The following is a 736-nucleotide window of genomic DNA, read 5'->3' as shown; positions in this document are numbered from 1 at the left end:
CTGTTGGAGGAAGTGATATTTTAAACGCTCAAGATGTTGGTAATATAACAACTTACAATTTACCTACTAATTTGCCAGACGAGGCAACAATTTATGTGACTGTAATACCATATAATTCCGCAGGAAACGCAACTGCATGTTCAGAAGAAAGCTTTACTACAGAAGTCATTCCGCCATTATGTACAACTTTATCATCACCATTAAATGGAGCAACAGACGTGTCCATTGCAACAGATTTAACATGGAATGCGATAGGAAACGCCACAGGATATAGTTTAACTGTTGGCACAACTGCTGGAGGAAGCGATATTTTAAACGCTCAAGATGTTGGCAACGTAACGACTTTCGATTTACCAACTAATTTGCCAGACGAGGCAACAATTTACGTATTTGTAACACCTTATAATTCCGCAGGAAACGCAACTGCATGTACAGAAGAAAGCTTTACTACAGAAGTCATTCTGCCATTATGTACAACTTTAACGTCACCATTAAATGGAGCAACAGACGTGTCCATTGCAACAGATTTAACATGGAATGCCATAGGAAATGCTACAGGGTATAGTTTAACTGTTGGCACAACTGCTGGAGGAAGCGATATTTTAAACGCTCAAGATGTTGGTAATATAACAACTTACAATTTACCTACTAATTTGCCAGACGAGGCAACAATTTATGTGACTGTAATACCATATAATTCCGCAGGAAACGCAACTGCATGTACAGAAGAAAGCTT

Annotated in this window: 1 pseudogene; it reads left to right on the top strand. The window is 38.6% G+C overall.

What is annotated here, in order from left to right:
- A pseudogene (locus tag ACVC5O_RS00075) lies at positions 1-736 on the top strand (hypothetical protein); the annotation flags it as partial.

It is taken from the genome of Lacinutrix salivirga, assembly GCF_053604675.1.
The sequence above is the reverse complement of the archived record's forward strand: the minus strand, read 5'-3'. Positions and strand labels throughout refer to the sequence as shown.